At 68.3% G+C, this 26371-nt stretch carries 17 protein-coding genes and 1 rRNA gene; 11 read left to right on the top strand and 7 right to left on the bottom strand.

Annotation, left to right across the window (positions count from 1 at the left end; all coding sequences use genetic code 11):
• Positions 1-67: 67 nt before the first annotated feature.
• On the top strand, positions 68-2224 hold the full coding sequence (locus C1930_RS19870; RefSeq protein ID WP_108772632.1) for a lytic murein transglycosylase: 2157 nt from the start codon (positions 68-70) through the stop codon (positions 2222-2224).
• A gap of 51 nt (positions 2225-2275) precedes the next feature.
• Here the strand turns inward: C1930_RS19870 and C1930_RS19865 are convergent, their stop codons facing one another.
• Positions 2276-3484 carry a benzoate/H(+) symporter BenE family transporter gene (locus tag C1930_RS19865; RefSeq protein WP_108772484.1) on the bottom strand — a complete coding sequence of 403 codons (1209 nt, stop codon included), beginning with the start codon at positions 3482-3484 and terminating at the stop codon, positions 2276-2278.
• A gap of 540 nt (positions 3485-4024) precedes the next feature.
• Between C1930_RS19865 and rrf the strand changes: the two genes are divergently transcribed.
• Positions 4025-4139, top strand: a 5S ribosomal RNA gene (gene rrf, locus C1930_RS19860).
• Positions 4140-4694: 555 nt separating this feature from the next.
• On the opposite strand, the gene C1930_RS19855 is transcribed toward rrf, so the two are convergent.
• The 3 genes from C1930_RS19855 to hemH all read right to left on the bottom strand — a co-directional run bounded on the left by C1930_RS19855 (position 4695) and on the right by hemH (position 8897).
• Entirely contained in the window at positions 4695-6797 is a 2103-nt protein-coding gene (locus C1930_RS19855; RefSeq protein WP_108772483.1) for a methyl-accepting chemotaxis protein, read from the bottom strand.
• A gap of 286 nt (positions 6798-7083) precedes the next feature.
• Positions 7084-7938 carry an alpha/beta hydrolase gene (locus tag C1930_RS19850; RefSeq protein ID WP_108772482.1) on the bottom strand — a complete coding sequence of 285 codons (855 nt, stop codon included), beginning with the start codon at positions 7936-7938 and terminating at the stop codon, positions 7084-7086.
• Positions 7935-8897: a ferrochelatase gene (hemH, locus tag C1930_RS19845; protein ID WP_108772631.1), complete on the bottom strand. Its 963-nt coding sequence runs from the start codon at positions 8895-8897 to the stop codon at positions 7935-7937. Before hemH ends, C1930_RS19850 begins: the two co-directional genes overlap by 4 nt.
• Positions 8898-9059: 162 nt before the next feature.
• Here hemH and C1930_RS19840 point away from each other — a divergent pair, with 162 nt between their 5' ends.
• From C1930_RS19840 to tatC, 4 genes are all read left to right on the top strand, one after another.
• Positions 9060-9947 (top strand): YSC84-related protein, encoded by an 888-nt coding sequence (locus C1930_RS19840; protein WP_108757563.1) that lies wholly within the window; start codon positions 9060-9062, stop codon positions 9945-9947.
• Positions 9948-10021: 74 nt separating this feature from the next.
• The gene (tatA, locus tag C1930_RS19835) at positions 10022-10249 is read left to right on the top strand and encodes a Sec-independent protein translocase subunit TatA (protein WP_108751385.1); all 228 of its coding nucleotides are present in this window, start codon (positions 10022-10024) and stop codon (positions 10247-10249) included.
• 15 nt (positions 10250-10264) lie between these two features.
• On the top strand, positions 10265-10708 hold the full coding sequence (gene tatB, locus C1930_RS19830; protein ID WP_108757562.1) for a Sec-independent protein translocase protein TatB: 444 nt from the start codon (positions 10265-10267) through the stop codon (positions 10706-10708).
• On the top strand, positions 10705-11454 hold the full coding sequence (gene tatC, locus C1930_RS19825) for a twin-arginine translocase subunit TatC (protein WP_108751383.1): 750 nt from the start codon (positions 10705-10707) through the stop codon (positions 11452-11454). The genes tatB and tatC overlap by 4 nt, the downstream gene beginning before the upstream one ends.
• Positions 11455-11534: 80 nt before the next feature.
• Here the strand turns inward: tatC and C1930_RS19820 are convergent, their stop codons facing one another.
• From C1930_RS19820 to C1930_RS19810, 3 genes are read right to left on the bottom strand one after another with little or no spacing between them, the layout of a single operon-like run.
• Complete coding sequence (locus C1930_RS19820; protein WP_108754902.1) at positions 11535-12446, bottom strand: BPSS1780 family membrane protein; 912 nt, start codon at positions 12444-12446, stop codon at positions 11535-11537.
• A gap of 51 nt (positions 12447-12497) precedes the next feature.
• Positions 12498-13244: a glutamine amidotransferase gene (locus C1930_RS19815; RefSeq protein WP_108763257.1), complete on the bottom strand. Its 747-nt coding sequence runs from the start codon at positions 13242-13244 to the stop codon at positions 12498-12500.
• Complete coding sequence (locus tag C1930_RS19810; protein ID WP_108772481.1) at positions 13216-15051, bottom strand: GspE/PulE family protein; 1836 nt, start codon at positions 15049-15051, stop codon at positions 13216-13218. Before C1930_RS19810 ends, C1930_RS19815 begins: the two co-directional genes overlap by 29 nt.
• Before the next feature lie 83 nt (positions 15052-15134).
• Between C1930_RS19810 and glyQ the strand changes: the two genes are divergently transcribed.
• The 5 genes from glyQ to C1930_RS19785 all read left to right on the top strand — a co-directional run bounded on the left by glyQ (position 15135) and on the right by C1930_RS19785 (position 26355).
• Positions 15135-16046, top strand: coding sequence for a glycine--tRNA ligase subunit alpha (gene glyQ / locus C1930_RS19805; protein ID WP_049430272.1), 912 nt, complete (start codon positions 15135-15137; stop codon positions 16044-16046).
• A 71-nt stretch (positions 16047-16117) separates the two neighbouring features.
• Positions 16118-18193 carry a glycine--tRNA ligase subunit beta gene (gene glyS / locus C1930_RS19800; RefSeq protein WP_108772480.1) on the top strand — a complete coding sequence of 692 codons (2076 nt, stop codon included), beginning with the start codon at positions 16118-16120 and terminating at the stop codon, positions 18191-18193.
• A 183-nt stretch (positions 18194-18376) separates the two neighbouring features.
• Positions 18377-20173 carry an autotransporter assembly complex family protein gene (locus C1930_RS19795; RefSeq protein ID WP_108772479.1) on the top strand — a complete coding sequence of 599 codons (1797 nt, stop codon included), beginning with the start codon at positions 18377-18379 and terminating at the stop codon, positions 20171-20173.
• Entirely contained in the window at positions 20170-24039 is a 3870-nt protein-coding gene (locus C1930_RS19790) for a translocation/assembly module TamB domain-containing protein (protein ID WP_108772478.1), read from the top strand. The genes C1930_RS19795 and C1930_RS19790 overlap by 4 nt, the downstream gene beginning before the upstream one ends.
• A gap of 168 nt (positions 24040-24207) precedes the next feature.
• Entirely contained in the window at positions 24208-26355 is a 2148-nt protein-coding gene (locus C1930_RS19785) for a S46 family peptidase (RefSeq protein WP_108772477.1), read from the top strand.
• Positions 26356-26371 lie beyond the last annotated feature (16 nt).

Below are 26371 nucleotides of genomic sequence, written 5' to 3'. Positions count from 1 at the left end.
GGCGCTGTCCGCCGGCGGCGCGTTACCATGGCCAAGTAACGGCAACACGGAGGACGCCATGCCCTTGATGACCACGCTCGGCCTGGCCGCCGCCCTGGCCACACCTGCGCCGCTGCCCGCTGCGCCCGCCACCGATCCGGCGTTTGCCGCCTGCATGCAGCAGCTGCAGGTCAGCGCGGGCCGCCAGGGCATCGCCGCCGACCGCTTCAGCGCGCTCACCGCGGGCCTGCAGCCCGACCCCAGCGTGCTGCCACTGCTGGACGCGCAACCGGAATTCACCACGCCCATCTGGGATTACCTGGCGGCCCTGGTCGATCGCCAGCGGGTGGACGACGGCCGCGCGCGCCTGCAGCAGCACCGTGATCTGCTGCAGAAGATTTCGGCGCAGTACGGGGTGGATGCCGCCACGATCGTCGCGGTCTGGGGCGTGGAAAGTGACTACGGCCGCGTGTTCGGCAAGCGGCCCCTGCTGCAGTCGCTGGCCACGCTGTCCTGTGCGGGCCGCCGCCAGCCGTTCTTCCGTGGTGAACTGCTGGCGCTGCTCAAGCTGATCGACCAGGGCGATCTGCAGGCCCAGGGCCTGACCGGTTCATGGGCAGGCGCCTTCGGCCACACCCAGTTCATGCCCAGTACCTATGCGCGCATCGCCGTGGATGGCGATGGCGACGGTCGCCGCGATCTGGTCGGCAGTATCCCCGATGCGCTGGCGTCCACCGCAAACTATCTGCAGCGCGCAGGCTGGCGCACCGGCGAACCGTGGGGCATCGAGGTCCGCGTCCCCGAGGGCTTCAAGGCCACGCAGGCCGGTCGCACCCAGCGCCGGCCGCTGGCGGACTGGCGCGCGGCAGGCGTCACCGCACTGGATGGCAGCGCACTGGCCCCGGCAGGCCTGCCCGCCGATGCGCGTGCGGCCCTGCTGCTGCCAGCCGGGGTGAAAGGGCCGGCGCTGCTGGTGTTCCGCAACTACGATGCGATCTACAGCTACAACGCGGCCGAGAGCTACGCGCTGGCCATCGCCACCCTGGCCGATCGCCTGCGTGGCGGGGCCGGTCTGGTCACGGCTTGGCCCACCGATGATCCCGGCCTGGGCCGCGATGAACGTCGCCAGCTGCAGACCCTGTTGTTGGCACGCGGGCACGACATCGGCAGCGCCGATGGCATGATCGGTACCGCCAGCCGCCGCGCCATCCAGAGCGAACAGCGCCGGCTGGGCTGGGCCACCGCCGATGGCCGCGCCGGGCAACGTATCCTGCGTGCCCTGCAGGCCGAGCCGCGCACCCCCACGGTGCCCAGCCGCTTCAGTCTTCCCGCCAACTACAGCGCCGCGCAGTCGCCGGCCCTACGGAGTCGTTCCAGCGTGCAACAGATACAGGGTGTCAGCAGTGGCCAGTTCCAGGGACTCGATGCCTGGCTGGTGGAAACCCCCTTCGCGACGGCGGCCATCAGCGTGTTCGGTGGTCAGCTGCTGTCGTTCATACCGAAGGGCCAGACCGACGTGATGTGGCTGTCGCCGCAGCGTGCGGCGCTGCCCACGCCCATCCGTGGCGGCAGCCCGGTCTGCTGGCCGTACTTCGGGCGGCAAGGGCAGGGCAACGACGTGCCCGCGCATGGTTTCGTGCGCACCCTGCCATGGGAACTGCAGCAGGCGCGCCGGCTGGACGATGGCAGCATCGAACTGACCCTGGTGCCGCCGGCGCTGCAGGACCTGGGCCTGCGGCTGTCCATGAGCGTGCGGGTGGGGCGCGAGCTGCGCCAGCAACTGGTTACCGAGAACACCGGAAGCACGCCGGTCAGCTTCACCCAGGCACTGCACAACTACTTCCGCGTGGGCGATGCCACCCGCGTGGAGGCCGATGGCGTGGACGGCGCGGATTACCAGGACAAGTTCGAGAACTATGCCCAGACCCGCCGCCAGCAAGGGCCCTGGTCGCTGCGTGACCCGCGCGACCCCGGCCGTAGCGATCGCATCTACAGCCCGGCCGGCGGGCGTTACGTGCTGCGTGACCCGGTGCTGAAGCGCCGCATCCAGCTGCAGACCGAGGGCAGCCGCTCGCTGGTGGCGTGGAATCCCGGTGCCGAAGCGGCCGCGAAGATGGCCGACGTGGGAGAGGGCTGGCGCGAGTATGTGTGCCTGGAAGCGGCCAACGCCGGCCCCGACGTGGTGACCGTGGCGCCCAAGGGCCGCCACGTACTGGTGCAGACGGTGTCGGTGTCGCCGCTGTAAGCGCCGTCCCCGAGGTCCGTTGCCGGGCGGTCCGGCAACGGCCGATCCCGTTCAAGGGGTGCGGCGCGGCCGCAGCACCAGCAGACACAGCGCACCGGCCACCAGCCCCCAGAACGCCGAACCAATGCCGGCCAGGGTGACGCCCGAGGCGGTGACCAGGAAGGTGACCAGCGCGGCTTCGCGGTCGCGCTCCACCGCCAGCGCACTGGCCAGGCTGTTGCCGATGGTGCCGAACAGGGCGATGCCGGCCACGCAGGCCACCAGCTCGCGCGGGAAGGCGGCAAACAGGGCGGCCACCGTCGCGCCGAACAGCCCGATGACGATGTAGAACGCACCGGCGGCCATGGCCGCGGTATAGCGCCGGGCCGGGTTCTCGTGCGCATCGCGGCCCATGCAGATGGCCGCGGTGATGGCAGCCAGGTTCAGTGCATAGGCACCGAAGGGGGCCAGCAGCGTGTTGACCACCCCGATCCAGCCGATCAGCGGGGACACCGGTGCCTGGTAGCCCGAGGCGCGCATCACCGCCACCCCGGGAATGTTCTGCGATGCCATGGTGACCATGAACAGGGGCAGGGCGATGCCGGCCACCGCCGACCAGGACAGGGAAGGCGTGACCCACTGCGGGGTGGCCAACTGCAGGTGTACCGCCTGCGCATGCAGCAGGCCACGACTGGCAGCCAGCGCGATGCCCACCAGCAGCGTGGCGATCACTGCATAGCGCGGGAACAGCCGGCGCCCGGCCAGCCATGTGGCGAACATGGCCAGGGACAGCACCACCTGGGTGTTCATCGCCACGAACACATCCAACCCGAAGCGCAGCAGCACGCCGGCCAGCATGCCGGCGGCCAGCGCCATCGGCACCCGCTGCATCAACCGGGCGAACACACCGGAGAAGCCCGCCACCATGCCCAGCACGGCGGCCAGCAGGAAGGCGCCGGTGGCTTCAGAGAGCGAAGCCCCACCTGCACCCACCACCAGCATCGCTGCACCGGGGGTCGACCATGCGGTCACCACGGGCACCCGGTAGCGCAGCGACAGGCCGATGCAGGTCACGCCCATGCCCAGACCCAGTGCCCACATCCACGAGGCGATCTGCGCCTGGTCGGCACCGACCGCCTGCGCGGCCTGGAACACGATCACCGCAGAGCTGGCAAATCCCACCAGCACCGTAATGAAGCCTGCCACCACGGCAGGGAAGGAGAGATCGCGCCACCAGGGCGAGTGCGGCGATGCAGCCGGTGCGGTGTGTTCGGTATCCATCCCTGCATACATAGCGCCAGTAGCGCGGTGTGCGCAACGCGAGCGCACGGCTGTCATCAGGATGAAAGAAAAGGGTTGACGAATCCTGCAGGATCTCTAGAATTCGCTCCCCTGCTGCAGCGCGCCACTTCTTCGGAAACGGCACGCGACCAGCAACGCCACCACCGCCGGACGAGATGATCGAACGAAGGTGTTGACGGACTGAAAAAGTCCGGCATAATAGGCGGCTCGCAACGACGAAAGGCCCTCGGGTCCAACGACGAAGCGGCATCGGCAACAACGTCCACTCCGGTGAGGCGGCCTTGAAAAAAGGTGTTGACGAAGCGGAAAAGCCGGCTATAATGGGCGGCTCGCTACGAAGGAAACTTCGCAGCACACGGGAACGGCGCTGAGGCCACTTCCCAAGATCTTTGAAAGTATGCGCAGGTATCTTGTGAAGGCGCCTGCAGGAAGGATGATTGTCCATCTTGCAGACGTTTGATCAAGCAACTATTAATTGTTTTAAAGCAAGCGATACGTTGCCAGCATCAATAAAGCCTCCCTGGTGAAATTAGCGCTGTGGAACCACCCGATCCCATCCCGAACTCGGAAGTGAAACGCAGCTGCGCCGATGGTAGTGTGGCTCAAGCCATGCGAGAGTAGGTCATCGCCAGGGTTTATACCCAAAAACCCCGCTGCTGACGCAGCGGGGTTTTTTCTTTGCGCGAAACCAAGCGCCCGGTAGATCCACGCCACGCGTGGATGGAAAGACCTGCCAACCAAGGTTGGCGCCTACCGTAGAGTCGAGCTTGCTCGACTGATCGTGGATGGGTAGCACCGGGCCATGCCCGGCGGATAGACGTGCCAACCAAGGTTGGCACCCACCAGAGCTGACCCCGGTAGATCCACGCCATGCGTGGATGGAAAGCAGTGCCAACCAAGGTTGGCACCCACCAGAGCTGACCCCGGTAGATCCACGCCATGCGTGGATGGAAAGCAGTGCCAACCAAGGTTGGCACCCACCAGAGCTGATCTCGGTAGATCCACGCCATGCGTGGATGGAAAGCATTGCCAACCAAGGTTGGCATCCACCAGAGCTGACCCCGGTAGATCCACGCCATGCGTGGATGGAAAGCAGTGCCAACCAAGGTTGGCACCCACCAGAACAGAGCGAGTGCCAACCAAGGTTGGCACCTACCAGGGGCGCGCGGGGCGCGCCCCCGGCCTTGCCTCAGTCAATCAACGCCGGTTCGCGATCGCGGTGGAACACCGCCACGGCGGCGCTCAACGCGCCGGCCTGGGCCTGCAGTTCCCGGGCCGCCGCCGTAGCCTCTTCCACCAGCGCGGCGTTCTGCTGCGTGGCCTGGTCCATCTGCACCACCGTCTGGTTGATCTGCTCGATGCCGCTGGACTGCTCCTGCGATGCACCGGAGATCTCCTGCATCAACTGGCTGACATCCTGCACGCCACTGACAATGCCCTGCATGCGCCGCCCGGCGTCGGCAACCAGTTGCGCGCCTTCGCCCACCTCGCGGCCGGCTTCATCGATCAATGCCTTGATCTCGTGGGCGGCCGAGGCCGAGCGCTGGGCCAGCACGCGGACCTCGCTGGCGACAACGGCGAAGCCACGCCCCTGCTCGCCGGCGCGTGCGGCCTCCACGGCCGCGTTCAAGGCCAGGATGTTGGTCTGGAAGGCAATGCCGTCGATCACCCCGGTAATGTCGCCGATCCGCCGCGAAGCCGCTTCGATCGCCTGCATCGTGTCGACCACGCGTTGCATGGCGCGGTCCCCTTCGCTGGCAACGCCCTGGGTGGACGAGGCCAGTTCGCTGGCCTGCCGCGCGTGGCTGGCGTTCTGTCGCACCGTGGCGGTGAGTTCTTCCATGGACGCCGCCGTTTCCTGCAGATGCGCCGCCTGCCGCTCGCTGCGCTCGGACAGTGCGCCGTTGCCGGCGGCAATCTCGCTGGCCGCGCTGCTGATGGCCGCGGCGCACTGCTGGATGTGGCCGACCATGGAGGAAAGCTGCTGCGCGGTTGCGTTGGCGTCACGGGCGATGGCGGCAAACGCGCCCTGGTAGTCGCCCTGCATGCGCCGGTCCAGATCACCCTGGGCCAGCGCCGCCAGCATCTGCCGCACCTCTTCCACCGTGCTGCCGACGGTTTCCAGCAACTGGTTGATGCCACCGGTCAGCCCGTCCAGGAAGCTGGCGCCTTCGGCAGGGCGCAGGCGCTGGTCGAGATCGCCGGCGGCCGCGGCGCTGACGATGTCGGCCACCGCGTTCTCAAGCAGCAGCTCATGGGTGCGGTCGTGCCATTCCACCGCGAAGCCCAGGCGCGTGCCCTGCGCATCGAAGACGGGGGTGACGACCTGGGCGAAGTGCACGGGTCCGATGCGGACCTTGCCGTTGTGCGCCACCTGCAGGCCATCGAGGATGGCGCGGATGCGATCGGGGTTGGCATGGAAGCGGTGGATGCTGGTGCCTACCAGTCGTTCGGCGTCGAAATCCGGGAAGGCTTCGCGCAGCGTGGCCTGCTGGTTGCGCAGCAGGGCCACCACCGAGCGGTTCACGTAGCGGATCACGTGATCGTTGTCGGCGATCATCATCGACGTGCGCGAGGCGTCCAGCGCCTGGCGGATCTGCGCGTTCTCGGCGTGCAGGGCCGTGTCGCGGCTGCGCTGCGCCTGCACGTGGCGCGCGGTATCGGCCAGCGCATGGGCCAGGGTGCCGGGCAGGTAGTCCTGCGTGTTGGCATGCGCGGCAAGGTCGGCGCCGGTGGCGATATCACGCGCCAGCGCGGCCAGGCGGCGTGGACCGTGCCCCAGTGCCTCGGTCTGCTGGCGCAGGCGCTGTGCGGCCTGGCCCATCATTACGGCCGCTGCGGCGACCAGCACGGCCTGCGGCAGTGCCGGCAACCATGCACCTGCCTGCAGGGCAGGCACCATCGCGCAAAGCGCGCCCGCCACGCCGGCCGACCACAGCGGGCCACGGTCGCGGTAGGCCAACAGGCACGCCAGCAGCACGCACTGCGGCAACGCCGGGGCCACACTGATGGACGCACATACGGCAGCGACCTGCAGCGACAACAGCACCGCCAGCCCGTTGCGCGCGACCGGTTGGCCCGCAAAGCGCGTGGCCAGCAGCAGCGACGGCAGCCACGCCGCCGCGATGATCGCCGCCAGCAGCGGTGAACCGCGCCACGCCAGGGCCACACCGGTCACCGCCAGGGCGGCACTGAGCAGCAGCAGGCGATGATCGGCGCGGCGCGCCAGCGCGTGCAGATACGGGGGGCGGGCAGGTTTCTGCGCGCGCGGGGGTGGGGGTACGGCAGACATCGGCAACTCCTGGTTCAACGAACAGCAACGGCCCGGCCGAGCGGCACGCGTACATGCGTGGTCACGGCAGGGCAGGAAAGGGGGAGGTGGCGCCTCGGATGGCGCGGAACAGGAACACCGTGGCCACATCCTGTGGATGACGGTGCAGCAGTGCAGACATGCGTGCTTCCTTGCAGAACCGGACAGGCCGCCGGCCCGGGTGGGCAGGCGGAGTGCGGGCGAGAAGGCCCGCAACTGTTCTATCGGCTGCCGCTACGCGCAGTGAAGCGCAACGGCATGCACCGGGTCAGCCGGCGTTGGGCTCGCCGAGGAAGGCGTTGATGACCGCGGCGATCTGCGCGGGGTGTTCCATGTGCAGGTGATGGTTGCCGGCGAACACGGCCAGGCGCCCGTCGCGCAGGTGCTGCAGGCGCTCGCTGCGCATCGGCTCGGGGTAGTACGACTGCGCCGGCGTGGCGTAGATCACCTGGGTGGGGCAGGCAATGGCCTGCAGCAGGTTGTCGATCTGCCCTTCGCTGAGACGGATGGCGGTGGGCAGCATCAGGCGCGGATCGCTGCACCAGCGATAACCGCCTTCCACGGCTTCCACGCCACGCTCCACCAGCAGGCGCGCGCAGCCCTCGCTGAGCTGGTTGGCCATCATGCGTGCGCGCACCGGTGCGGCCAGGTCGGCGAACACCCGCAACTGCTTGCGCGCCAGCGCACGGCTGGCCCGCACATGGTCGCGCAGGCGTTCGGCGGTTTCTTCTTCTGGTCCGCGTAGTCCGCCCAAGGCCTCGATGGCCACCAAGCGCTGCACGCGTTCGCTCACGGCTGCGGTCAGGCTGGCGATGCCGGCACCCATGGAGTGGCCGATCAGGGTGAACCGATCCCAGCCCAGCGCATCGGCCACGTCCAGCACATGAGTGATGGCGGCCGGGGTGGTGTAGGGCGCGCCGGGCGGCAGGTGTGCACTGTGGCCGTGACCTGGCAGATCGATGGCCACCAGATCCAGCTGCTGCAGGTGTGCGGCCAGCGGGACGAAGCTGGCCGCATTGTCCAGCCAGCCATGCAGGGCCAGCACGCGGGGGCCGGGGCCTGCCTGGCGCAGGCCGGCCACGCGCGCGCCGGCCACGCTCAGTTCAAACGGCTGCAGACTCATGCCAGCGCAGCCGTGGCCAGCCGGGCCAAGGCGCGGGCGTGGTCGACGCTGGCGTTCAGGCAGGGGATGTAGCGCATCTGCGCGCCGCGCTCGGCCAGGGTTTCGGTGAAGCCCATCGCCACCTCTTCCAGGGTTTCCAGGCAATCGGTGGCGAAGCCCGGGCAGACCACATCGATCGTCTTCACCCCGGCCTCGGCCAGCTCCCACAGGCGCGGTTCGGCGTAGGGCTGCAGCCAGCGTTCGCGGCCGAAGCGCGACTGGTAGCCCAGCTGCCATTCGTCCGCGCCCAGGCCCAGGGCGGCGGCAATGGCGGCGGCGCTGGCTTCGCAGCGCTGCGGATACGGGTCGCCGGCGTCGGCCAGGCGCTGCGGAATGCCGTGGAAGGAAAACATCAGCGTCTGCCCGCGGCCATGCGTGTCCCAGTAGGCGCGGATGGACGCGGCGACCGCGGCCACCCACTGCGGGTCGATGGCGTAGTCCTGCACCAGGCTGATGTGCACGCCGGGGTTGCGGCGCTGCCAGTCGGTCACCCGGTCTTCCACCGAGGCGGTGGTGGTGGTCGAGTACTGCGGATACAGCGGCAGCACCGCGATGCGGCGCACGCCCTCGCTGACCAGCCGGTCCAGTTCGCGGGCCAGCGCCGGCTCACCGTAGCGCATGGCATGGCGCACGCGCAGCTGCGGCAGCTCGGCCTGCATGGCCTGCGCCAGCTGGCGGGTGTAGACCATCAGCGGGGAGCCCTCGGGCAGCCACACCTGGGCGTACTTGGCGGCCGAACGGCTGCTGCGCAGCGGCAGGATGAGCCCGCGCAGCAGCGGCTGCCACAGCAGCGCCGGAATGGAGACCACGCGGGGGTCGGACAGGAATTCAGCCAGGTAACGGCGTACGGCGGGGGCCGTCGGCGTCTCGGGCGTGCCTAGGTTGACCGCCAGCACGGCGGTATCGGGTGCGTCGAGCATGGGCACCATTGTCGCCGATCCGATGTGCTGCCGGCATCGCTTCTGCGCATCGTGCCGATTGCGACTGCCGATCACGGCGCGCGCTCATTGGCGATTCATCGCAACACTACTAATTTCAGTCACTTGCTATATCTTCCTATGGACTGACTTCTGGAGCCTGCCATGCGTCGCCCGATCCAAGCCCTGCTGATCGCCGCCAGCCTGCTTTCCAGCCAGGCCATGGCCGGACCGCAGGAAGACCAGCGCGCCCGCAACGCGGTGCGTGTGCTGGCTGAAATCCAGGAAATCCCCGAGCAGGGAATTCCGGACAAACTGCTGGACGAAGGCCGCGCGGTCATCGTCATTCCCGACACGATCAAGGCTGGTCTGGTCATCGGTGGCCGCCGCGGCCACGGCCTGATGTCGGTGCGCATGCCCAACGGTGCCTGGTCGAACCCGGTATTCATCAAGCTGACCGGCGGCAGCATCGGCTTCCAGGCCGGTGTGCAGTCGTCCGACGTGGTGCTGGTGTTCCGCAATGACCGCAGCCTGGACAATCTGGTCAACGGCAAGTTCACCCTGGGCGCCGACGCCGGCGTGGCTGCGGGCCCGGTGGGGCGCAACGCTGCCGCCGCCACCGACGGCCAGCTGAAGGCGGAAATCTGGTCGTGGTCGCGCGCGCGTGGCCTGTTCGCCGGCGTGGCCCTGGATGGTGCGGTGCTGCAGATCGACGATGCCGCCAACCTGGATGCCTACGGCAGCAACACCACCCCGCGCATGATCTTCGAAGGCCGTGCCGTGGGCGCGCCGTCGATGGACGTGGTGGCCTTCCGCGACCGTCTGGAAGAGGCGACCTACGCCGCGCGCAACAACCGCAACGGCAATGGCGCCACTGCCAGCGCACCGCCGCCGCCGCCGCAGGGCAGCCAGCCTGCGCCTGTTCAGGCGCCGCCGGCCGAGGCGACCACCGCGCCGCTGCAGAACGTGCCGCAGAACCCGCCGCCGCAGCAGCAGGGCTTCCAGCCGGTGGGCGACGGTGAAATCCGCACCGAGACGCTGGGCGGCAACTGACTTTCGTCACGCGCGCCGGCTTACGGCCGGTGCGCTATGCTCGACAGCCTGATCACTAACGTAACGAGCGACTTATGGGCAGTTTCAGCATCTGGCATTGGTTGGTCGTGCTGGCCATCGTACTGCTGGTGTTCGGCACCAAGCGCCTGACCAGCGGCGCCAAGGATCTCGGCTCGGCGGTGAAGGAATTCAAGAAGGGCATGCGTGACGAGGACAAGCCCGCCGCGCAGCTGGGCGACGAATCGCGCAGCCAGGACGCCTCGCGCACCGCGCAGGACGAGCACGACCGCACCCCGCGTTGATCCGGAGCGGTCACGGTGTTTGATATTGGCTTCAGCGAACTGCTGGTGATTGCCGTGGTCGCCCTGGTGGTGCTCGGTCCCGAGCGCCTGCCCAAGGCGGCCCGCTTCGCCGGCCTGTGGGTGCGCCGTGCGCGCAATCAGTGGGATTCGGTGAAGCAGGAGCTGGAACGCGAACTGCACGCCGAGGAGATCAAGCGGCAGATGCAGGACGTGCGGCAGAGCATGCAGGACACCGAAAGCCAGTTGCGCGCCAGTGGTGAAGCGGTGCGCCGCGAAGCCACGCAGGCGCAGCAGCACGGCGACGCGCTGGCCGACGAAGTGCGGGCGCCGACACCGGCCGCGGCGCAGACCCCGCCGCATCTGTTGGATACGCCGGCACCCCCGGCAACCCGGGCCGATGCCACGCCCGCGACAGATGCCGCCTCGACGCCGGCCACACCGCCGGAGCGCCAGCCATGAGCGACCAGGACTTCGGCGAAAGCTCGCTGGTCGAGCATCTGGTTGAACTGCGCGCGCGCCTGGTGCGTGCGCTGCTGGGCCTGGGCGTGGTGCTGCTGGGCTTGTTGCCGTTCACCCAGAAGCTGTACACCGCGCTGGCGCATCCGCTGGTATCGCAGCTGCCGAACGGGCAGACGATGATCGCCACCAATCCGGCCGGTGCGTTCTTCGCGCCGTTGAAGCTGACCTTCTTCGTGGCCCTGTTCGTGGCCGTGCCCTGGCTGCTGTACCAGCTGTGGGCGTTCGTGGCGCCGGGCCTGTATGCCCGCGAAAAGCGCCTGGCGGTGCCGCTGCTGGTGTCGTCGGTGCTGCTGTTCTACACCGGCTGCGCGTTCGCCTACTTCCTGGTGCTGCCGGCGGTGTTCCACTTCCTGACCACCTTCAGCCCGGAAGTGATCGCGCTCACCCCCGATGCGAATGCCTACCTGGATTTCGTGCTGGCGATCTTCTTCGCCTTCGGCGGCAGCTTCGAACTGCCGGTGGCGATGGTGATCCTGGTGCTGCTGGGCTGGGTGACGCCGCAGCAGTTCAAGGAAGGCCGCGGCTACGCGATCGTCGGCATCTTCGTGGTGGCCGCCGTGCTGACCCCGCCGGACGTGGTGTCACAGCTGATGCTGGCCATTCCCATGTGCCTGCTGTACGAACTGGGCATCCACGCCGCACGCTGGCTGGTGCCGTCGTCGGTGGCGAAGAAACCCGCCGCCTGATGCGGGAACGCCGGGCATTGCCCGGCGTTGTTCATTGATCCGCTTCATCCACGCATGGCGTGCATCTACTGCGGTGCAGGTCAGGCGTGGAAGACGTCGTTGGCCGGCGGCGTGGCCGGGATCGGCGGTACCGCGCGGCTGCCACGGTGAACGAACATCTGCTTCCAGGCCGCGTACACCGCGCCTACGTACAGCGGCATCAGCACGGTGGTCAGCACCAGCTGGGCGATGAACGCAGCCGCCAACGGGCCGCCGATCAGCATGGCCAGCTGGATGACGATGACGAAGGCGATGTAGCCGCAGAACAGTGCGATCACGCCCAGCAGCGCGAACACCACCATCGCCCCCAGGTTTTCCACGCAGCCCTGCAGGCTCAGGCGCAGCGCGTGCATGCCGCTCTGCTTGTCGAACACCACCAGCGCCGGCTGGGTGAACATGGCCAGGGTCAGGCCGATGGCGGTGATGAACACCAGCAGCAGCCACAGCGCGATGCGCTTGGCCGGCAGGTTGGCCACCAGGGCGGCGGCATCGTCGGGGCTGATCTGCTGCCCGCTCTGGCCGATCTCTTCCATCCGCTTCATGACCTCGCTGAAGGCGGCAAAGCCCTCGCGGCCGATCATCAGGTACAGCAGCACGCCCAGCAGCAGCACCGCCAGCACCTGGATGGCCAGCGGCACCAGCAGGTGGCTGACACGGTGGTCGCGGATCGGCTGCAGCAGGTGCGTGGCCAGGCCCGGGCGGCCTTCGTCGATCTCGCCCACGGCATACAGCATGCCGCCGAACATGATGGGCGAGATGGCCAGGGTCATCAGCTGCACCGCCAGCCCCGCCGCGCCCGGAATGAGCGTGGACAGCAGGGTGACCACCCAGCTGACCAGCATCCAGGTCAGGCCGATCCGGGCCAGCTGCAACGGCGCACGCCGGTACAGGGAGAACGTATCCAGCAACCACTGGGCGCCCGCCGAAGCCGGCAGCTTGCGAATCTCTTTCATGGACATCCGGGAAGGACAGTAAGGGGGCCGGGCCGGGGCCCGTGCCGCCGATTATCCCTGTTTTGCCACCGGCTGGGCTGAAGACAGCCGGGCCTGGCGCACGAAACGGCGCAGCAGCTGGCGTGCCAGCGGTGCCGCGCTGACCGCCCGTTCCACGCTGCGTGCGCAGCCGCCGTGGCGGCCGATGCAGTCGGCGCGGGCGCGCACGTAGCCACGCATGTGGTGGGTGGCGAATTCGGGATGGAACTGCACGCCCCAGGCCTGCCGGCCCCAGCGGAAGGCATGGCAGCCGTCCAGCGGCGAGCGCGCCAGCACGGCGGCGCCTTCCGGCGCACGCAGCACGGTCTGCAGGTGGGTGGCGTGGGCGGCGAAATGGCGCGGCAGCCCACTGAACAACGGGTCCTCGGCGGCGGCCGGGTCCAGTTCCAGTTCGATCGTGCCCGACTCGCGCCCGGCCGGGTTGTAGGCCACTTCCCCGCCCAGCGCATGGGCCAGCAGCTGGTGGCCGTAGCAGATGCCGAACACCGGCACGCCATCATGGGCGGCCGCACGCAGCCAGGCCGCGCTGCGCTCGCTCCATTCGGCGCGGTCGGTCACGTAGGCGGCCGAACCACTGACCAGCACGCCGGCGAAGCCACGGGCATCGGGCAGGGCGGCACCGTGTTCGACATCGACCACCACGGTCTGCCGTTCGTCCAGGCCGGCGGCCACGCGGATCCAGTGCGGAAAGCGCCCGTAACGGCGCAGGGTCGGCACCGGGCGGCCGGTTTCAAGGATCAGGAAGGGCGCTGGATTCATCCGGGGGCGGCAGGACTGACAGGACTTCCTCGATTGTAGTCAGCCCCTGCGCCACCTTTTCAAGCCCGGCCTGGCGCAGGGTTCGCAATCCTTCAGCACGCGCGGCCCGGCTGAAACCGGCCAGATCCATGTCCGCGCGGATCAGCCCGCGCAGCCGCGAACCCAATGGCAGCAACTCATACAGCCCGATGCGGCCGAGGAAACCGGTGCGCCGGCACTCCAGGCAACCGACCGGCCGACAGGGCGTGGCGGCATCTGGATATGCTGCATGGCTATCAGCCAGCACCGCCCAATCGGCCGGTCCCAGCGTGTGCGGCTGCTTGCAGTGCGGGCACAGCGTGCGTACCAGGCGCTGGGCCAGGATGCCGTTCACGGTGGAGGCCAGCAGGTAGTGCGGCACGCCGATGTCGAGCAGCCGGGTGATGGCCGAGGGCGCATCGTTGGTGTGCAGGGTGGACAGCACCAGATGGCCGGTGAGCGAGGCCTGCACCGCCATCTGCGCGGTTTCCAGGTCGCGGATCTCGCCGATCATGATGATGTCCGGGTCCTGCCGCAGCAGGGTGCGCACGCCCGCGGCGAAATCCAGGTCGATGTTGGTCTGCACCTGCATCTGGTTGAACTCGGCGGCGATCATCTCGATCGGGTCTTCCACCGTGCAGACGTTCACGTCGGGCGTGGCCAGCCGCTTCAGGGTGGAATACAGGGTGGTGGTCTTGCCCGAACCGGTCGGCCCGGTGACCAGCACGATGCCGTGCGGGCGCTCCACCAGCGCGTTCCAGCCGGCCGCTTCCTGCGGGCTGAAGCCGAGCTGGTCGATGCTCTTGAAGGCCGCATCGGGGTCGAAGATGCGCATCACGCACTTCTCGCCGAAGGCGGTGGGCATGGTCGACAGGCGCATTTCGACTTCGCGCCCGCCCGGCGATCGGGTCTTGATGCGGCCGTCCTGCGGGCGCCGGCGCTCGGCCAGGTCCATGCGCCCCAGCACCTTGATGCGGCTGACCACGGCGGTCATCACCGCCGGTGGCACCTCGAACACCTTGTGCAGCACGCCGTCGATGCGGAAGCGCATGCGCCCCATCTCGCGGCGCGGTTCCAGGTGGATGTCCGAGGCACGTTGTTCGTAGGCGTACTGCAGCAGCCAATCGACAATGTGCACGATGTGCTGGTCGTCGGCGTTGACGTCGCCGGTGCGGCCCAGCTCCACCAGCTGTTCGAAGCTGGGCAGGGTGGCGTTGGCTTCGCCGCGCACGTCGCCGCGGGCCCCGCGCACCGAGCGGGTCACGCCGAAGAACTCCATGGTGTAGCGGTGCAGGTCCAGCGGGTTGACCACCGCCAGTTCGATCTGGCGCCGGGTCAGGTGCTGCAGGTCGCGGCGCCATTCCTGCGCCAGCGGTTCGCTGGTGGCCACCAGCACCCGCTCGCTGTCCACCGCCAGTGGCAGGAAGCGATGGCGGCGCGCATAGGCGTGCGAGGCCACCGCGGTCACGCTGGCCACGTCCACCCGGGTCGGGTCGATGCGCAGGTAGCGGCAGCCGCTACGCTGGGCCAGCCACTCGGTCAGTCGTTCCAGGCTCAGTTCACCGCCGCTGCTGGCTGCCAGTTTCAGGTTGGACAGCAGCACCAGCGGATGCACTTCGCTGGCATTGCGCGCGCCCTGTGCGGAAAAGCGCACGCGCTCGCGGTCCTGTGGCGCGACCAGGCCATCGGCCAGCACGGCGGCGGCCACCTGCTCGAACTGCAGCCGCCCTGGCGGCAGCGGTACCGCGGCCGAATCACCCGAACTCCCCACCGGCAGCCGGTGATCCATCTGCCTGCTCCTCCCGGGTACGGAATGCCCCGCAGGTCGGCCGTTATACTAGCGCACCCCTCAGCCGGCCAAGAATCGTCCGCATGTCCGCGACCCCGACCGTACCGATCACCTTCCAGGGCCTGATCCAGACCCTGAACCAGTTCTGGGCCCAGCAGGGCTGCGTGCTCATCCAGCCGCTCGACCTGGAGGTGGGCGCCGGTACGTTCCACCCGGCCACCTTCCTGCGTGCGATCGGCCCGGAAGGCTGGAACGCGGCCTACGTGCAGCCCTCGCGCCGCCCCACCGACGGCCGCTACGGCGAGAACCCCAACCGCCTGCAGCGCTACTACCAGTACCAGGTGGCGATGAAGCCGGCACCGGACAACATCCAGCAGCTGTACCTGGATTCGCTGAAGGCGCTGGGCATCGACCCGCTGGTGCACGACCTGCGCTTCGTGGAAGACAACTGGGAATCGCCGACCCTGGGGGCCTGGGGCCTGGGCTGGGAAGTCTGGCTCAACGGCATGGAGGTGACCCAGTTCACTTACTTCCAGCAGGCCGGTGGCCTGGAATGCCGCCCGGTGCTGGGCGAGATCACCTACGGTCTCGAGCGCCTGTGCATGTACCTGCAGAACTGCGACAACGTCTACGACCTGGTCTGGACCTACGGCCCGGACGGCCAGCCGGTGACCTACGGCGACGTCTACCACCAGAACGAGGTGGAGCAGAGCACCTACAACTTCGAATACGCCGACGTGGAAGAACTGTTCCACCGCTTCGATGCGTGCGAGCGCGAGGCGCAGAAGCTGGTGGAAGTGAACCTGCCGCTGCCGGCCTACGAGCAGGTGATGAAGGCCAGCCACACCTTCAACCTGCTGGATGCGCGCCGCGCGATCAGCGTGACCGAACGCCAGCGCTACATCCTGCGCGTGCGCGCGCTGGCCCAGGCGGTGGCCAAGGCCTACTACGAGCAGCGCGAGAAGCTGGGCTTCCCGGGCGCGAAGAAGGCCTGAGGGCCGCGCTTTCCACTACTTCCGGGCGCCGGACGCGTTGCGCGCTGCGCCCCCACCACAGGATTGAAACGATGAGCCAACTGTCCCCCCTGCTGATCGAACTGGGCACCGAAGAGCTGCCCGTGAAGGCGCTGCCGGGCCTGGCCCAGGCCTTCTTCGATGGCGTTGTCGATGGCCTGCGCAAGCGCGGTGTCGAACTGGAGCTGGGCGATGCACGCCCGTTGTCCACCCCGCGCCGCCTGGCCGTGCTGCTGCCCGGCGTGGGCCTGGAACAGCCGGAACAGCGCAGTGAAGTGCTGGGCCCGTACCTGAACATCGCGCTGGATGCCGAAGGTCAGCCGACCAAGGCCCTGCAGGGCTTCGCGGCCAAGGCCGGTATCGACTGGACCGCGCTGGAAAAGACCACCGACAACAAGGGCGAACGCTTCGTGCACCGCGCCGTGAGCCCGGGCGCACGCACTGCCGCGCTGCTGCCGGAGGTGCTGCGCGAGGCGATTGCGGCCATGCCCATTCCCAAGCCGATGCGCTGGGGTGACCACGAGTGGGGCTTCGCCCGCCCGGCACACTGGCTGGTGCTGCTGCACGGCACCGATGTGGTCGAAGCCGAACTGTTCGGCCTGAAGGCCGACCGCATGAGCCGCGGCCATCGCTTCCACCACGACAAGACCGTGTGGCTGAGCCAGCCGCAGGATTACGTGGAATCGCTGCGCGCGGCCAAGGTGCTGGTCGACCCGAGCGAGCGCCGCGAGCGCATCGTGGCCGAGGTCGAGACCGCTGCGGGTACTGCCGGCGGCAGTGCACGCATCACCGAGGACAACCTGGAGCAGGTGGTGAACCTGGTCGAGTGGCCGTCGGCCGTGCTGTGCAGCTTCGAGCGCGCGTTCCTGGCGGTGCCGCAGGAAGCGCTGATCGAGACCATGGAGATCAACCAGAAGTTCTTCCCGGTGCTGGATGACAGCGGCAAGCTGACCGAGAAATTCATCGGCATCGCCAACATCGAATCGAAGGACGTGGCCGAAGTGGCCAAGGGCTACGAGCGCGTGATCCGCCCGCGTTTCGCCGATGCCAAGTTCTTCCTCGACGAAGACCTGAAGCAGGGCCTGGAAGCGATGGGCGAGGGCCTGAAGACGGTGACCTACCAGGCCAAGCTGGGCAGCGTGGCCGACAAGGTGGCACGCGTGGTGGCCCTGGCCGAGGTGATTGCGCCGCAGGTGGGCGCCGAGGCGCTGCTGGCCAAGCGCGCCGCGCAGCTGGCCAAGAACGATCTGCAGTCGCGCATGGTCAATGAATTCCCGGAACTGCAGGGCATCGCCGGCCGCCACTACGCCGTGGCCGGTGGCGAATCACCGGAGGTGGCGCTGGCCATCGACGAGGCCTACCAGCCGCGCTTCGGTGGCGATGACATCGCGCTGTCGCCGCTGGGCAAGGTGCTGGCCATTGCCGAGCGCGTGGATACCCTGGCCGGTGGTTTCGCCGCGGGCCTGAAGCCGACCGGCAACAAGGACCCGTTCGCCCTGCGCCGCAACGCGCTGGGCCTGGCCCGCACCATCATCGAAAGCGGTTTCGAGCTGGACCTGCGCGCGCTGCTGGCCAGCGCCAACGCAGGCCTGGCCGCGCGCAACGTGCAGGCCGACGTGGGTGAGCTGTACGACTTCATCCTGGACCGCCTGAAGGGCTATTACAGCGACAAGGGCGTGCCGGCCACCCACTTCAACGCCGTGGCCGAACTGAAGCCGGCCTCGCTGTATGACTTCGACCGTCGCCTTGACGCAATCGGCACGTTTGCCGCGCTGCCGGAAGCCGAGGCGCTGGCCGCAGCCAACAAGCGCATCCGCAACATCCTCCGCAAGGCCGAAGGCGACATCCCGGGCCAGATCGATGCCTCGCTGCTGCAGGAAGACGCCGAGCGCGCGCTGGCCGAGGCCGTGACCGCGGCCATCGACGACACCGGCGCCAGCCTGCACCACAAGGATTACGTGGCCGTGCTGGCGCGCCTGGCCCGCCTGCGCCCGCAGGTCGATGCCTTCTTCGATGGCGTGATGGTCAATGCCGAAGACCCGGCCCTGCGTGGCAACCGCCTGGCGCTGCTGACCCTGCTGGGCGAGCGCTTGGGCAAGGTGGCGGCGATCGAGCATCTGTCGAGCTGACGGGGCCGCCCCCCATCCACGCATGGCGTGGATCTACCGGGGATGATGCACAGGTAGCGCCGGGCCATGCCCGGCGTTGTCGTTTTCGTGCCGATGATGCGCACAAAGGCGCGCATTTTGACTGCCACTTAACAACCGATCCCGATTCGCGCGCTGCATTTCGCATCGTCACGCGCGGTCGGTATGCTGTGCCGCATGCAGCCAAAGAACTACGCCCTGCCCCTGGTGCTCCTGTCCTTCGCCGTGGCCTCGTCCGCCCACGCGCGCGGCACCATCGACAAGGTGGAAATCAAGGGATTGGACAAGGGCGACGACGCCGAGATGATCGAGAACATCGAGGTCTCGCTGTCGCTCTATGAAACCATCGGCAAGGAACAGGGCGAATCGCGCCTGGAATACCTGCTGTCGCAGGCCGAGCGGCAGACCCGCCAGGCACTGGAACCCTTTGGTTACTACAACCCGGTGATCACCGTGGAGGCGCCACGCCAGGACGAACACCTGCGGGTGGTGATCCACGTGGAAAAGGGCCCGCCGGTGACCGTGCGCCGCGAGCACATCGACATCACCGGCCCGGCCACCTACGACCAGTACCTGCAGGATGACCTGGCCGCGTTCAAGCCGCGCAAGGGCCAGCGCTTCGAACATACCCAGTACGAAGCCAGCAAGATCACCGTGACCCGGCGCCTGGCCGAGCGCGGCTATTTCGATGCCGACTACACCCAGCGCCAGGTGCAGATCACCCGCGCCGAGAACGCCGCCGACATCGACCTGACCTGGGACAGCGGCCGCCGCTACAACATGGGCCCGGTGCGCTTCGAGCAGGATTACTTCGTCGACAAGCTGTTCGACCCGCTGGTGTACTGGGAACAGGGCAGCTACTTCCACGAAGGGAAGCTGGACCGCCTGCGCGAATCGCTGACCAAGCTGGACTACTTCAGCGTGATCGACATCCAGCCGCGGCCGGACCAGGCCGACGACAACGGCGAAGTGCCGATCGACGTGAAGCTGACCCGTGCCAAGCGCACCATCTACACCGCTGGTCTGAGCTACGGCAGTGAAAGTGGCGCCGGTGTGCGCGGCGGCGTGGAGCGGCGGTTCCTGAACAGCCGCGGCCACAAGATGAACACCCAGCTGGACTATGCGCAGAAGCGCAAGAGCCTGGTCAGCACCTACCGCGTACCGGCGTTCAAGTGGCTGGATGGCTGGTATGGGCTGACCGCCAGCGCGTATGACGAGCAGACCGACTACATTGATCTGCGCAACTTCAAGCTGATCGCCAGCCGCAGTGGTGAGATCAACGAACACTGGACGGCCATCGCCTCGATCAACGCGCTGCGCGAGCGCTGGCGCTACGCCTCAAGCACCGAGTTCACCGACGCGGTGTACAACACCTCCACGCTGGTCTATCCGCAGCTGGTGGCCGACTACGTGAACGTGGACGATGAACTGTTCCCGCGCAGCGGCGTGAGTGGCAGCGCCACCCTGCGCGGCGGCGTGGAGGGTGCGGGCTCGGACACCAGTTTCGTGCAGGCCAACCTGCTGCTGCGCTGGTACATCCCCATCGGTGAAAGCAACCGCCTGATCCTGCGCGGCGAAGGTGGCACCACCTGGACCAGCGACCTGGTGGCCATGCCGCCCAGCCTGCGCTTCTTCGCCGGTGGCGACCGCAGCATCCGTGGCTATGCGTTCCGCGAAGTCGGCCCCCGCACGCCGGCGCCGGACAAATACGCGCTGGGTGCGAAGAACCTGGTGATCGGCTCGGCCGAGTACGAGCACTATTTCAACGGCGGCCCGTGGGGTGCGGCGGTATTTGTCGACACCGGCAGTGCGTTCGACAACACCATTGACCTGCACACCGGCGTCGGCTTCGGCGTGCGCTGGAAATCGCCGGTGGGCCCGGTGCGCGTGGATATCGCGCACGGCCTGAACAATCCGGATTCACAGTTCCAGCTGTACCTGAACATCGGAGCGGACCTGTGAGCGCGCCCACGCCGAATCCGCCTGCGGGCAGCCCGCCGCCGCGCGTGCGTTTCTACCGTCGCCGCCGTTTCTGGGCGTGGTCGGGGGTGGGCGTGCTGGGCCTGGTGCTGCTGGCCCTGCTGGCGGTCTACTGGCTGCTGCAGACCGTGGCCGGCCGCGACGTGCTGCTGGCACAGGTGGTGGCGCGGCTGCCGGTCGGCGCCAGCTTCACCTGGGACAAGGTGGATGGCCCGGTCGCCGGCCCACTGACCCTGTACAACGTCGATTTCCGCTACGACGACATCCATTTCCACGCCGAGCGTGCGCACCTGGAACCGGACCTGCGCCCGCTGCTGGGCCGCAAGCTGCTGCTGGACCGGCTGGAGCTGACCAACGCGACCTTGAACCTGGCCAAGAGCGATGAGCCGTTCGAGATGCCGTCGTGGCCCGATTCGCTGCCGCAGATCGAGATGCCGCTGGCCATCCAGGCCGATGTGATCGCCATCGACGGCTTCCGCATCACCCAGGCCAACGAGCCGCTGATCGACATCGCCCGCGTGCGCGGCGGCATCGAGATCGCCAATGGCGAATTCCAGGCCCGGCAGCTGGTGGTGGACAGCGACATGGGCGATTTCACTGCCCAGGGGCGCTACATTCCGGCCAAGGATTACGACACCGACGTGACCGTGACCGCCGTGCTGCCGGCCCCGCGCGGTCGCACCGCCGCCACCCTGGGCCTGGTCGCGCGCGGCAACCTGGCGCACATGGAAGTGGGCGTGGCCGGCCGCGCGCCCAAGCCGTTGCGGGCCATGCTGGTGTTCGATGGCCGCACCGATCCGACCTGGAGCGCCAGCGTGCGCAGCGATGAGCTTGATCTGGCGCTGCTGTCGCCGGCGCTGGCCGCATCGGCCATCGCACCGCTGTCGCTGGATTTCACCGCCGCCGGCAAGGGCGGCCAGGCCAACCTGCACGGGAAACTGAAGCAGGGGGCGCAGGAAGTGGAGCTGGCGCCGTCGGTGGTGTCGCTGCAAAACCAGGTGCTGAAGGTGTCGCCGCTGGTGGTGAAGGGCCTGGGCGGTGAAGCGCGCCTGCAGGGCACCGCCGATTTCAGCAACCCGGATCAGCAGACCCTGAATTTCTCGGTGATCGCGCGGAACCTGACCTGGGTGCCCGAGCCCGACCCGAACACCGCCGGCAGTGCGCCGGTGCCGGTCACCCTGCAGGAAGCGCGCTTCGGCCTGGCCGGCACGCTGAAGGCATGGGCGGCCATTGGCCGTGCGCAGATCGAGCGCGAGCAGAAGCGTGCCGACCTGCGCTTCGATGTGCGCGGCAACGACCAGTCCGCTTCGATCCGCGAACTGGTGGCGCAGACCCCCGGTGGCCAGTTGCAGGTGGAAGGCCAGGTGGCCTGGGCACCGCAGTTGGACTGGGATGCCAAGGCCAGCCTGAAGGACTTCGATCCGGGCTACTTCCTGCCGGGCTGGGACGGTCGGCTGTCGGGCAACCTTGCCTCGAAGGGCCGCCAGGTGCCGCCGCCGGCCAGCGCTGCCGCGGGTACGGCGCCCACCCTGGAAGCCACCGTCGATCTGCCTGCACTGAAGGGCACCCTGCGCCAGCGCAATGTGGATGCCAAGGGCAAGTTCGCGCTGCAGGGCGCACAGGGCCAGGGCGAACTGGCCCTGGCGATCGGCAGCAGCCGGGTCACCGCCAAGGGCAAGGTGGGCGACCGCCTGGATATCGATGCGCGCTTCGAGCCGCTGCAGTTGAGCGATCTGCTGCCCGGCGCCGATGGCGGCCTGCGCGGCCAGGTGCAGGTGACCGGCCCGCGCGATGCGCCGGACATCCGTGCCGATCTGGTGGGCAACAACATCAACTGGGACGGCTACGGCGCGCAGAGCCTGAGCATCCAGGGCAACCTGCCGTGGCGCGGCGACGCCGGCCGCCTGTCGATCCAGGGCCAGCAGGTCAACGCCGGCATGCTGCTGGAACGCCTGGCCGTCGACGCGCAGGGCAGCGTGTCCAACCTGCGCCTGAGCGCGCAGACCCACAACGAACTGGGCGCGATCGACCTGCAGGGCAGCGTGCGCCAGCAGGGCGAGCAATGGCGCGGTGAACTGTCCACCCTGCGCATCGCGCCGGTGAAGGGCGATGCCTGGGCGTTGCGTGCACCGGCCGCCTTCGCGGTGAACGGCGGCACCTACACGCTGGCCGATACCTGCCTGGCCGCGGCCACCGGCGGCGCCCTGTGCGCGCAGGCCAACTGGCCGCGCGAAGGGCTGGTGGTGCGCGGTGATGCCTTGCCGCTGTCGCTGGTGCAGCCGTGGTTGCCCCCGCAGTCGGGGCGCCGCATCTACCTGCGTGGCGAACTGACCCTGGATGCGCAGATCCGCCCACGCGGCAATGCCTGGGAGGGCCACGTGGAAGTGCGCTCGCCGGAAGGTGGCGTGCGCCTGGGCGAGAACCGCAACACCGGCACCGGCGCCAATGCCAACCGCGGTGAGCTGGCGCGCTACGACCAGTTCTCGGTGAAGCTGGACATGACCCCGGCCAGCATCAAGGGCTACCTGGGCCTGGGCTTCCAGGGCAACGGCTTCGTCGATGCGAAGTTCCAGACCGGCTGGGAGGCCAGCGCGCCGTTGAACGGCGAGCTGTACCTGAACATGTCGCGGCTGTACTGGCTGGAGCTGTTCTCGCCGGACATCGTGCGCCCCACCGGCCTGATCGAAGGCCACGTGAGCCTGCGCGGCACGCGTGGCCAGCCGTCGCTGGGCGGCGACGCGCAGCTGAGCAACTTCAAGGGTGAATTCCCGGCGCTGGGCCTGACCCTCGACCAGGGCAAGGGCAGCTTCATCGCCCAGCCCGATGGCTCGGCCAAGATCACCGCGCAGGCCAATTCGGGGCAGGGCACGCTGTACGTGGACGGCGGTCTGTCCTGGTTCGGCGATGCGCAGCCGCTGCAGCTGAAGATCCATGGCGAGAACGTGCTGGTGTCCAACACCAGCGAACTGCGCATCATTGCCAACCCGAACCTCGATTTCACCCTGGCCAAGGCCGCGATGGAACTGCGCGGTACGGTGCACGTGCCCGAGGCCGACATCGACCTGGAACGCCTGGACCGCGGCACGTCGGTGTCCGAAGACGTGGTGGTGCTGGACCCGGCCGATCCGGAGGAATCGCGCACCTCGCCGCTGGACATGGACCTGACGGTCAGCCTGGGCGACAAGGTGAAGATGACCGGGTTCGGCCTGAAGGGCGCGCTGACCGGCAAGATGCAGGTGTGGGCGCGGCCGGGCCGCGAGATGACCGCCAATGGCGGCCTGGAAGTCAGTGGCCGCTACAAGGCCTATGGCCAGGACCTGACCATCACCCGCGGCAACCTCAACTGGAACTACAACGCGGTGTCCGACCCGCGCATCAACATCCGCGCCGAGCGCCGCATTGGCGATGTCACCGCGGGCATCGATGTGACCGGGCGCGCCCAGCAACCCCGTGCCGATGTCTGGTCCGATCCGGCCATGTCGCAGTCCGAAGCCCTGGCCTACCTGGTGCTGGGCCGCAGCCTGACCAATGCCAGCAGCGACCAGACCCAGCAGGTCACCGCCGCCTCGGCCGCGCTGTCGGCCGGCAGCGGCCTGCTGGCCTCGCAGCTGGGTGCCAAGCTGGGCCTGGACGATGCCGGGGTCAGCCAGTCGCGCGCGCTGGGCGGTTCGGTGATTGGTTTTGGCAAGTACATTTCGCCCAAGCTGTACGTGGGCTACGGCGTATCGATGGTCGGCAGCGGTTCGGTGCTGACGCTGAAATACCTGCTCAGCCGCGGCTTCGACGTGGAAGTGGAATCGAGCACGGTGGAAAACCGCGGCTCGCTGAACTGGCGCCGGGAGAAGTAGAGCCACGCCATGCGTGGCTGCACCGGCGCCACGCCATGCCGGGGGTCAGATCCCTTTCAACGAAAGGGCTCTGACCCCGGGTGCAACGCCGCCACCCAACCATCGGCCGTTGCCCCGGCCTGCCCCAGCGGCTATGGTCCCCGGCTGTTCTGTATTGCCGGAGTGCCGATGTCTGCCCGCAAAACCCTTCCCGCTGCCCTGGCCCTGGGCCTGACCCTGGCCGCCGGTGCCCACGCCGACGAAGGCATGTGGATGCCGACCCAGCTGCCCGACCTGGCCAAGCCGCTGCAGGCGGCCGGTTTCAAGGGCGATCCGGCCGACCTGGCCAACGTGACCGCGCCGCCGCTGAGCGCCGTGGTGCGTGCTGGCGGTGGCACCGGTTCGTTCGTGTCGGCCGATGGCCTGCTGCTGACCAACCACCACGTGGCGATGGGCGTGATCCAGTACAACAGCTCGCCCGAGCACAACCTGATCGACAACGGCTTCATCGCCCAGGGCCGCGCCGACGAGCGCCCGGCCAACCCGGATTTCCGCGTGCTGGTGACCGTCGGGTTCGACAAGGTGACCGACCAGGTGCTGGCCCAGGCCCGTGGCAAGACCGGCCGTGCTTACTTCGACGCGGTGGATGCGGCCAGCAAGCAGATCGTGGCCGAGTGCGAGAAGACCGGCAACGTGCGCTGCTCGGTGGCCAACATGTACTACGGCACCGATTTCTACCGCATCGCCCAGCTGGAGCTGAGCGACGTGCGCCTGGTGTACGCACCGCCGCGCGCGATCGGCAACTACGGCGATGAGATCGACAACTTCATGTGGCCGCGCCACACCGGCGATTTCACCCTGCTGCGTGCCTACGTGGGCAAGGACGGCAAGCCGGCCCCGTACAGCAAGGACAACGTGCCCTACCAGGCGCCGGCACACCTGCAGATGTCGCTGGAAGGCCCGAAGGAAGGCGATTACGCGATGCTGGCCGGCTACCCGGGCATCACCTACCGCCACCGCACGGCGGCCGAGTTCGCCGGCCAGATCGATACCGTGCTGCCGCGCCGGGTGTCGGTGTTCCAGCAGATGATCGACACGATCGAAGCGGCCACGGCCAAGGATGCGCAGGCGCGCACCCGCTACGCCTCGCAGCTGCAGTCGCTGAAGAACAACCGCAAGCGCGCCGCCGGCGAGCTGGAAGGTCTGCTGCGCAGCGATGCCAAGGCCCAGCGCGCCGCCGACGAATCGGCCATGCTGGCCGCCACCGACCGCCGCTACCAGGGCGATATCAAGGCCCTGCTGGGCAACCTGTCGCAGGGTGCAGCGGTAGGCGAGCGGGACCTGCTGCTGGACCAGATGGCCCTGCAGACCCAGCTGCTGCGTTCGGCGCTGCTGCTGGAGCGCCTGCGCATTGAATCGGCCAAGCCCGATGCGCAGCGCGAGACCGGCTTCCAGCAGCGCGACCAGGCGATGATCGAAGGCGTGCTCAAGCAGGTGCAGCGCCGCTATGCGCCGGAGGTCGAGAAGGCCCTGCTGAGCAGCCTGCTGGCCCGCTACCAGCAGCTGCCGGACGCGCAGCGCGTGGCTGAATTCGATGCCGCCTTCGGGCGCACCCCCGAACAGCTGGCCAAGGCCTTGGATACGCTGTACGCCAGCACCCAGCTGGGTGACGAGGCACAGCGCCTGAGCCGCTTCGCCGCCGCCCGCGAAGGCAAGGCCCTGGCGGCCGATCCGTTGATTGCCGTGGCCGGCCCGCTGGTGGCCGCGCAGCTGCGCATCGAGAACGAAAGCAAGACCCGCGAGGGCGAACAGCTGCGCCTGCGCCCGGCCTACATGCAGGCGCTGTTCGCCTGGCGGGCCAAGCAGGGCCGCGCCGTCTACCCCGATGCCAACCGCACCCTGCGCATCAGCTACGGCAAGGTGGAGGCACTACACCCGCGTGATGGCGTGACCTATTCGCCGGTGACCACCGTGGCCGGCATCGTCGAAAAGAACACCAACGCCTATCCCTTCGACGCGCCCAAGCCGCTGCTGGCGGCCATCGCCAAGGGCGATTTCGGCAGCACCGCCGACCCGGCGCTGAAGACCCAGACGGTCAACTTCCTGACCAACCTGGATACCACCGGTGGCAATTCCGGTTCGCCGGTGCTCAACGCCAAGGGCGAACTGATCGGCCTGAACTTCGACAGCAACTGGGAATCGGTCAGCGCCAGCTGGTGGTTCGACCCGCGCTACAAGCGCGCCGTGCACGTGGACATGCGCTACCTGCGCTGGCTGCTGGCCAAGGTCTACCCGGCGCCGGCGCTGCTGGAGGAAATGGGCGTGCCGGCCCAATAACGTCGGTACCTGGCAG

Origin of the sequence: Stenotrophomonas sp. SAU14A_NAIMI4_8 (assembly GCF_003086695.1) — a bacterium.
GTDB lineage: Bacteria > Pseudomonadota > Gammaproteobacteria > Xanthomonadales > Xanthomonadaceae > Stenotrophomonas.
This window is presented reverse-complemented; position numbering and strand designations above follow the sequence as displayed.